This is a genomic window from Methylorubrum rhodesianum, from assembly GCF_014199985.1.
Classification (GTDB): domain Bacteria; phylum Pseudomonadota; class Alphaproteobacteria; order Rhizobiales; family Beijerinckiaceae; genus Methylobacterium; species Methylobacterium rhodesianum.
The window spans coordinates 23,066-31,740 of sequence record NZ_JACHOS010000029.1; the positions used below are offsets into that span (position 1 = coordinate 23,066).

At 62.6% G+C, this 8,675-nt stretch carries 9 protein-coding genes and 1 pseudogene; 5 read left to right on the top strand and 5 right to left on the bottom strand.

From position 1 onward, the window contains the following. Positions 1-61: 61 nt before the first annotated feature. Together HNR01_RS27975 and HNR01_RS28220 are read left to right on the top strand one after the other, a co-directional pair. Positions 62-316 carry an aldo/keto reductase gene (locus HNR01_RS27975; protein WP_183670909.1) on the top strand — a complete coding sequence of 85 codons (255 nt, stop codon included), beginning with the start codon at positions 62-64 and terminating at the stop codon, positions 314-316. A gap of 246 nt (positions 317-562) precedes the next feature. Then, positions 563-928: a carbohydrate porin gene (locus HNR01_RS28220; RefSeq protein ID WP_183670911.1), complete on the top strand. Its 366-nt coding sequence runs from the start codon at positions 563-565 to the stop codon at positions 926-928. Here the strand turns inward: HNR01_RS28220 and HNR01_RS26500 are convergent. From HNR01_RS26500 to HNR01_RS26510, 3 genes are all read right to left on the bottom strand, one after another. After that, the gene (locus HNR01_RS26500) at positions 884-1,405 is read right to left on the bottom strand and encodes a DedA family protein (protein ID WP_183670913.1); all 522 of its coding nucleotides are present in this window, start codon (positions 1,403-1,405) and stop codon (positions 884-886) included. The genes HNR01_RS28220 and HNR01_RS26500 overlap by 45 nt on opposite strands. 80 nt (positions 1,406-1,485) lie before the next feature. Then, positions 1,486-1,773: a hypothetical protein gene (locus HNR01_RS26505; protein ID WP_183670915.1), complete on the bottom strand. Its 288-nt coding sequence runs from the start codon at positions 1,771-1,773 to the stop codon at positions 1,486-1,488. 293 nt (positions 1,774-2,066) lie between these two features. After that, positions 2,067-4,259 (bottom strand): PAS domain-containing sensor histidine kinase, encoded by a 2,193-nt coding sequence (locus HNR01_RS26510; RefSeq protein WP_183670917.1) that lies wholly within the window; start codon positions 4,257-4,259, stop codon positions 2,067-2,069. A gap of 360 nt (positions 4,260-4,619) precedes the next feature. Between HNR01_RS26510 and HNR01_RS26515 the strand changes: the two genes are divergently transcribed. The 3 genes and pseudogenes from HNR01_RS26515 to HNR01_RS26525 all read left to right on the top strand — a co-directional run. Then, on the top strand, positions 4,620-5,099 hold the full coding sequence (locus HNR01_RS26515) for a hypothetical protein (protein ID WP_183670919.1): 480 nt from the start codon (positions 4,620-4,622) through the stop codon (positions 5,097-5,099). A gap of 30 nt (positions 5,100-5,129) precedes the next feature. Further along, positions 5,130-5,396: a hypothetical protein gene (locus HNR01_RS26520; protein WP_183670921.1), complete on the top strand. Its 267-nt coding sequence runs from the start codon at positions 5,130-5,132 to the stop codon at positions 5,394-5,396. A 546-nt stretch (positions 5,397-5,942) separates the two neighbouring features. Beyond that, positions 5,943-6,125, top strand: a pseudogene (locus HNR01_RS26525) (oxalate/formate MFS antiporter); the annotation flags it as partial. A gap of 116 nt (positions 6,126-6,241) precedes the next feature. On the opposite strand, the gene HNR01_RS26530 reads toward HNR01_RS26525, so the two are convergent. Beyond that, entirely contained in the window at positions 6,242-7,135 is an 894-nt protein-coding gene (locus tag HNR01_RS26530; protein ID WP_183670923.1) for a pseudouridine synthase, read from the bottom strand. 10 nt (positions 7,136-7,145) lie between these two features. Continuing rightward, a complete protein-coding gene (locus tag HNR01_RS26535; protein WP_017487459.1) occupies positions 7,146-8,408 on the bottom strand; it encodes a Glu/Leu/Phe/Val family dehydrogenase in 1,263 nt (420 codons plus the stop codon). Positions 8,409-8,675 lie beyond the last annotated feature (267 nt).

Consider the following 8,675-nt stretch of genomic DNA (forward strand, 5'->3'; position numbering starts at 1 on the left):
CGATCCTCGTTCATTTCATTTATTTGTTGCTCTAGAGTGTGACCCGTCAGAGGTCGCGTGGTTGCCCCTTCCCGGTGCCTGCAATAGCGGTCGGCCTGCCTTCAGCCCTCTTGGTGTTGACCCGCGAAAACGCGTCGCCGCGGAAGCCGGCCAGACGCCGGCACGCGTGGCTTTGGCCTGGGTCGTTGGCCGACCGGGCGTCGCCTTAATCCTGCTGGGGGTTAGCCGGACTGAGCAGGTGATCGAGAACGTGGCCGCGCTTGGTCTAAATACATTTCTCAATCGTTCTAGGCCATTGAGCCGCGAGCGGTCATAAGCCCGATGACTGCCGCGACTGATACAGAAAAATCAAACGAAGCATGCGGGAATGATGGACCATTTGCTTCTAAGTTGCTTGCAGTGTTCATCCGCTCGCTCATTCGGCCACCTCTCGCATAGGGATGCGCTCAGAACGCGAGCTTGATGATGGTGGTTCTGGCTTTTTGCAGCCCATGGGGTCGACGACGGGTATTTTGACAGCCAGTCGTTCACCGACATCGGCCGCTCGTTTTCGGGCGGCTTCTTGCCAGGGGACGGCCGGGAACGCCCAAACGGCGCGGTCGGCGTCGGCGCCGCGGTTGACGGGATCAGCCAAGCTCATCGGGCCTTCTTCGCCGCTGGGAGCCTAACGCCTGCTGATCGGCGATGGGCAGCTGACCTGCTAAGCGCCGAGAGTGTCCTCGAAGCGTTCTCCGCGATCAGCTTAACCAAGGAGCTGACGGTCACCTTCAACTACCAGCACGTCGAGAACTGGGCTTCAACAAGGATCGTGGCCCTACCGACTTCTTCGCCGCACGCCTGCACATTGGTGTTTCAAAGGGGCCGTGTGAGCCTTCACCCGCCTTCAGCCCCGCCACCACGTCATCAGCCCGGCACCTGGCGCTATTAAGATGAACGCCCAGGCAAGCGCCGAGGCAACATTCGCGACTTGGAACGGCAGGCGGCGTACGCCGAAGACGCCCGCCACCAACGGAATGACGGCCCGGATCGGCCCGAAGAAGCGCCCCAGTGCCACCGCGCCCGCACCCCATCGCCGGCAGAATGCCTCCGCACGTGCCACGGCCGCTGGGTAGCGCCGCATCGGCCACATCCGCTTGGCGTCATCCTTGAAGTAGTGGCCGAATTCGTAGGAGAGCCAGTCGCCGAGTGCGGCCCCGACGGCGGCGCACAACACCACCGGCCAGAATGAGACGTCGGCGGCCGCGATCATAGGCCCGAGTGCGAGCAGGATCACGGTGGCGGGCACCAGGAAAGACAGGAAGGCAACCGACTCGCAGAAGGCAAGTACCCCAGCGATCAGCGGCGTCCAGGCCTTATGGGCTTCGATAAAGGCGAGCACCCACTGCCGGATCGCGTCGAGGTCCATGATACTGCGCTGTCGTGTGCTATCAGGGTGAGCGGGGTATGCTCCAACAGCCGCCCCGCTCGGCGTTTTCGAACACTCATTCAGTAGCTGTAGGAGCGCTGCGGATAGGCTTGCGGGGAACCGTACCGGGCGCCGCGCGGCTGCACTCGGGAACCATAGTCGATCTCGCGCTGGCGCCGGGCTTGACGGTTGGCTAGGTAGCGGCCGCCGAGGCAGCCCGCTACGGCACCGACGACGCCGCGTTCGGCCAGGTAGTGGCCCGCCAAGCCGCCGATGATCGCGCCCTTGATGCAGCCTTTCGCCTCCGCAGGCCCGGCTCCCATGAGCGTGACGATGGCAAGGGTCGCTGCGTGTCCGACAAGTCGCATGCTGATGCTCCTGTTTGATGGCCAGAAGAACCCCATCGGCCGATGGAGCGTTCCGCGAACCAGCGTCGACCGGCATGCGCCAACCGATCCCTCAAGGAGACGTTAGACCTGCCGGGGAGCTACCATCTGGCTCCTATGTGTTATGTCAGCCGCTTGGCGCGTCGATCAGCGTCCAAACCGCGCTCCGGATCACAGCACGTTCGTACCCGCTGTCTCCGAGCCGGCCGGTGGAACCAGTTGCTCGCATCCTGACGCTGCCATTGATGGAAATCGAACGAACGCGTGCGTCGGGCTTACTTCAGAGGCAGGTCGATCGTGCAGCGTAGCTCTGCATCGCGCAACTCGTAGCTGGTTCGAGCTCTCAGAGCGTAGGGTAGCGCTTGCTCAATGAGTTTTCGGCCATAGCCGGTACGCCTCTCCGGCGCAGGTCCGATGCCTTCCTCAAGCCAGACCAGCGAGACCCGCGGCTTTCCGGTTTCGTCAGTGTAGCTGTCCCAGCCGACCCAGAGCTCGCCCTGGTCATTGGAGAGCGCTCCGTACTTGCGCGCGTTGGTGGCCAGTTCATGAATGGCAAGCGCAAGCGTCTGCACGTCCCCCTTGCGCAGGGACACGGTCGGACCTTCCAGGGCGACCCGGCCTTGCATCACAGCGGGTCCGAGTGCCGCGAATTCTGCCTGGATCAGCGTCCGGATGGTCACCGGCGTCTGATCCGAGCGCGAGAGCAAGCTTTGGACGCGCGAGAGCGCGGCGAGGCGGTCGTTGAACTGCGCGAGAAAGCGCTCGGTCGGACCGGTCTGCGCCATCGTCTGCTGCGCGATTGAGCGGACCACGGTCAGCAAGTTACGCGTCCGGTGTTGCAGTTCATCGACCATCACCGCCTGTCGCTCCTGAAGCTTGCGCAGGTCGTCGATGTCGGTAACCGCTCCGTAGCACTGAGCGATCTGCCCGCCCTCGTCGTGGATCGGTCCAGCCCGCACGAGGAACCAGCGGTAGGAGCCATCCTGCCGGCGTATGCGGTACTCGTGGCTGAAGTCTTTTCCGTGCTCCACGACCGTGAAGAAGCGCGCCATGGTGGGCTCGCGATCTTCGTGATGAATGGCCTCATGCCAGCCGTAGCCGAGCGCCTCGACCTCCGATTGCCCGGTGTAGGTGTACCAGCGCTCGCTAAACCATGTGGCGCGGCCTTGCGGATCGCTGCTCCAGAGGAAGTTGGGACCGAGATTGGCAACCGCGCGAAAGCGCTTTTCACTCTCGCGCAGGGCCTCCTCAATGAGCTTGCGCGCCGTGACATCGCTCGCCGTGCCGAGCCACTCCCTCACTTCGCCGCACTCATCCATGATCGGAACGGCGCGCGAATACACCCAGCCGAGCGTGCCGTCGGCGCGGTGGACGCGGTGCTCCAATTCCACCGCGGTCTTCGCTGATGCCGCCTGCGCGATCACAGCTCGCACTGTTGGTTGGTCCTCGGGACGGAGATAGCGATCCATCCAGGCCCCAGTCTGGACCGGCCTATCGGCCAAGATCCCGCGGTCGTCGAGGCGCTGCAGTTCAGACCAATCCGCGCTCATGCGGTAGATGGCGTCCGAGCTTGCCGTGACGAATGCGCGAAAGCGCTGCTCGCTCTGGCGCAGAGCAGCCTCCGCCTTCTTGCTTTCGGTGATGTCGAGGATCGTTCCTAGGACGCGCACGGCCGCGCGCTGCGGACCTTCTCCGGCGAGCACAGAATGTGCCCGTGCCTGCGTCCACCGCTCTGTGCCGTCGGGGTGGACGAAACGCGCAACGGCCTCGTTCCAGTGGTCGCCCTGTGGGTTGAGCATGTCCGCGAGCCGTGCCTGCAACAGGCTGCGGTCCTCTGAATGCGCGGCCAGCCAGATCGAGGATGCCGGCAGTGCCTCTCCCGGCGCGACCCCGGTGATCTCGGCTGCGCGCGCGTCCACACCGAAGCTATTGGTGGCAGGGTCATACGTCCACACCCCCATGCGCGAGGCATCTAGCGCAAGCCGTAGGCGTGCCTCGCTCGCGCGAAGGCCTTCAACCGTGCGATCCCGCTCCTGCTCTGCGGCGAGCCAGCCGCTGACGTCAAAGCCCGTGACCTGAACGCAGGTAACACGGCCACCTTCCTCGCCGATCGGTGTCAGGACGAGATCGAAGGCGCGCGGTCGCTCCTTCCCGTTCAACTCAACCGGCTGAGCGTCGATCCTTATTGCCTCACCCGTGAAGGCCCGGTCGTAGAGCGGCTCCATGACTGCGCGCGCTGCTGTGAAGAAAGTTGATGCAGATTGCCCCAGCGCGTGGGGATGCATCGACCCGAGCATAGCCGCAGTCGCGTCGTTGTAGATCAGGATCCGCCCAGAGCCGCAGACCACGTAGGTCACCAGCGGGTTGGCCAGGGTCATCTCGACGGCAAATTTCAGCCGCGATGTCCAACCTACAATCGGCCCGAGTGACGTCACGGACCAGTCGAAGGCGCGAATACGCCCCGCCATCTCGCTGGACCCTGGTGGCCAAGTGTTCGAGCGTTCTCCAACCATCCGCGCCCCCGCGAACGATGCGCGCCTTCCGACAGCCAAGCTGAAAAAAGCGACGACTCATATCATCGTTGCGATTCGGTCGTAAGGCTTCAGATCTCGGCGAACCAGTTTGCCATTTTCGCATGCGTTATGCCAGGATTGACTCATTGTGCGCAATCGTCATGTGCCAGATTTGATCGCATAGATCCTGACGCTCAGCGCTTGATATTTGTTTGTTATGCAAGATGCGCCGGGCGTAATCTTGTAAATTGTACCTTGATATGAGATGAGGGCTGAAACCTAGCGAGATGAAGAACTCGCGGGCGGGGGCACCAAATGTTTGTCGACGAGTGCGATCTCTCGCCGCCCGACCGCGGCTGGAATTACGAGCCTACACGTGCTGAGCTGCTCCAGAAGATATCCGCTCCCTTGTACACCACCGATGTCGAGGGTTGGCTGACCTACTATAACGATGCCGCCGCCGAGCTGTGGGGTCGTCACCCTGTCCTCGGTGAGGAGCGCTGGTGCGGCTCCTGGCGCATCTACGATACCGACGGCAAGCTGCTGCCACGTGAACAGTGGCCATTGGCAGTCGCTTTCCAGCAGAGTTGTACCGTTTACGGTCGTCAAGCAATTCTCGAACAGCCTGATGGTACTCGCGTGCCCGTGATGCCGCATCCAACCCTTCTGCGCGACAGATCGGGGACGGTGATTGCTGGTTCAAGCATCCTTTTGAAGATCACACGATCATTAGCTCTGCGCGGTCAATTCAGCGCCCCATTAGGCCGGGAGCTTGGGGGGAATACCCGTGCTTGAGTGGTCACTCGCGTCAAGCCGAGATTACGAGTGTTGCTCAAGGAGGCTGAGGTGCAGGTGTTGAATGTGACCCCGACAGCTGTGGCGCAGGAATTCGTTGAGATCCTCACACGTCGCGCCCACCGCAGCGGAGCCTGCCCTGCACAGATGCTGCGCGAGCACGGCCGACGCTTGGCCCTGCTGAAGAAGCTCGCGTCAGACACGCAGCTTCAAGCAGTTCTTGCTGAGCTCGATCGCCAAGCAACGAGGTTGGAGCTGAGCGCGGGGACAATGGGGCAAGAGACGGTCTGCGCGTGATCTAATCCATCCGCAGATGCGGCGGGACGGCATCGTTTTGCTGATGAGCCTAGCAAACAGCTCGTCCAGCTACCTTGTTGGAACCGCTAGCAGGCTTTGCAGGGACTGCTTGTGATCAGCATCTGAAAGGAACCCACCTTCTTCGTTTTGGATCAGACACTCGGCGCGCCGATCGGCGTCCGAAACGCACTATTGATCATAGCAAGGGCATCAGATAGGAGTCAAACCAAGTAAGTTTCCGGAAAATACTGTAAGTCTGCGGAATGGAGTGCGAGATTGATTATATATTAATTTGTTGTATTGATATATATTTCGATATGCGTTGTGTATTTTTTCTGCAACTGCACTCTGTCCACATATGCCGTATCCAAGAAAAATTTGCAAAGTCGCTAGCTTTTTTTGGAATGCACATGGGTGTGACGGGATGTAAATCCAAAGTGTGGGCGGCCGTGTATGGTATAATATTCGGCGCCATGCGAAGATTGAGGCGCATTGACCGTATCGTCACTGAATACGGCTGCCTGCATTGTCTATGTGGGACTCCTGATGCCAACACGCGAAGCCGTGACTGTCCAGACTAAACCTACCGCTAATCGATGGCTTCAAATTGTCCTTGGTGTCGTCTGCATGGTGGCTGCGGCCAACATCCAGTACGCCTGGACCCTGTTCGTCCCTGAAATTCAGAAAACCTTCGGCTGGGATCGCGCCGCGATCCAGGTCGCCTTCACTGAAGGCATGGACGTCGAAGCCGGTGCCGAGGCGAGTCACGAACTGGGTCAACGCATCTGCCCTCCTTGTCGATCGTCGCTCACCGCCGACATCCGCGGTGAACAGTCTTCTTCCTGCTAGGACCGAAGAATTTGCCGCTCTTCGGTGGGCCGGCCAACTTTCGCTGAGCCCGTTCCCGCTGGTCCGGCGGCCCTTCCAGCGGCTGACGCTCGAAGCCCGCCGTCGGCGCTCGGGCCTGCCGCCAGAGCCGCCCTCTCGGCGGCCGTGAGGTGGCGGAACTTGCCCTTCGCGACATCGCCGAGCCGGAGTGAACCCACCGCGACGCGGACGAGACGAAGCACGTTGACGCCGCTGAGCGCCATCATGCGCCGGATCTGACGGTTGCGACCTTCCGTCAGGACAACTTCGAGCCAGGCGTTGCGCTCGCCCAGACGCAGAACCGTCACCGATCGGGCCGCAAGCCTTTCCCCGTCGTCGATCAAGCCATCCCGCAGATTGGAGAGGAGAGCGTCGTCCGGACGGCCGTCGATCTGCACATGGTAGACCTTCTCGACATTCGAGGCTGGATCGAGAAGGTGATGAGCCCAGCGCGTGTCGTTCGTCATGAGCAGCAAACCCTCGCTCGCACAATCCAGACGTCCGACAGGTCCGAGGAACGGCAGGTCGTGCCCATTGAGGCAGTCGTAAACCGTTCTGCGGCCCAGGGGATCGTCGTATGTCGTGAGCAAGCCGCGCGGCTTGTTCAGCAACACGTACACCTTCGCCGCGGACACGACCGGGCGCCCATCGACGCAGATGGCGGCACGCTTGGGATCGATCCGCAGGCCGGCATGACGAACCACTCGCCCATCGACGCGGACACGGCCGCTCTCGATCATGGCTTGCGCCAGGCGTCGCGAGCAGAAGCCAAACTTGGAGAGAACGCGCGGCAGGCTGACGAGAGGAGGGCCCGAGTGGACCGCGACCGTGCCCCTGGCTCGCTTTTGCGAGCCAGGCTGAGGACTGGGCATATCGGACGCCTCAGCTTGTGAAGAACTGTTGCGTCCCGTGCGCCTCGATCGCACTCGCGAGACGGGCAAGTGCGTGGACATAGGCCGCTCTTCGGAGGGTCAGGCCGCGCTCCCGAGCCAGGCGCCAGATGGCGTCGCCCTCGCGCTCCATCGCCGTCTGCAGGCGCGCGTGCACGTCGTCGATCGGCCAGTAGTAGCCCTGCCTATTCTGAACCCATTCGAAGTACGAGACGGTGACACCACCCGCATTCGCCAGAATATCCGGTAGGACGGTGATGCCGCGACGCTCAAGGATTGCATCCGCCTCCGGCGTCAGCGGTCCATTGGCCAGTTCGAGGACGGCGCTCGCCTTGATCCGGGATGCGTTGCCCTCGTGGATCATATCCTCCAGAGCGGCCGGAACGAGCAGGTCGCAGTCCACGGCAACGAGGTCCTCGCTCGCCAGAGCCGAGATGCCCGCGGAACCGGCCAATGCCGTCACGCTTCCCTCTCGCTTCGCGCGGATGGCGCTGCGGGGGTCGATGCCGTCCGGGCAATGGACGGCTCCGCGCGAATCGGAGATCGCGACGATCCGATGTCCGTCCTCGGCAAGGAGGCGGGCGATATGCTGTCCGGCATTGCCGAAGCCCTGCACCGCGACGCGTGCCTGGGTCGGCAGGCCGAGCCGGCGCGTGAGATGCCGGACGAGATAGTACCCGCCGCGCGCCGTCGCATCGTCGCGCCCGAGCGATCCGCCAAGTGCCATCGGCTTGCCGGTGATGACGGCCGGAGCCGGCTCGCCCTGGATCGAGGCGTATTCGTCCGCCATCCAACCCATGACCATGGAATTCGTGTAAACATCGGGTGCGGGAATGTCGCGGTTCGGCCCGATGACCTTGGCGAAAGCTTGGATATAGGCGCGGGAAAGCCGCTCCAGCTCGGTCTTCGAGAGCGTCCGGGGATCGACCCGGACGGCGCCCTTGCCGCCGCCATAGGGGAGATCCATCACGGCGCACTTGAAGGTCATCCAGAAGGCGAGAGTTTCGACCTCCTCGGCGGTCGCCTCGGGATGAAAGCGGATGCCCCCCTTGGTTGGCCCGCGGGTGTCGTCGTAGCGGCAGCGCCAAGCCATGAACGATTTGCGGGATCCGTCATCCATGCGGATCATCAGCCGGACCTTCGTGGTCTCTCGGGGATACTTGAGCTTCTCCAGCACATCCGCATCGAGGTCGAGGTGCTTCGCGGCATCGTCCAGGCGCATCAAGGCCTGGTCGAAGATGTTCATGCCCTGCATTCTCGGATTTCCTTTTGCTGCATTATCGCGAAGCTGCCGGCTTGCGGGTCGGGCGGGCGGGCCCTCGGCCCGGCCGAATGCCTCACGAGACGTCCGACCGCGGCAGGTTCAGACCGTGGCGATGCCGGCGCAGCGGGCGTTGGGTGGAAGAGGCTCAGCCCTGGAGATCTCGCTTCTCCTGGGCGAAGGCCCAGTCGAGCCAGGGCGTGAGGGCGGCCAGGTCGGAGGCCTCGACGGTGGCCCCGCACCAGATGCGCAGGCCCGCCG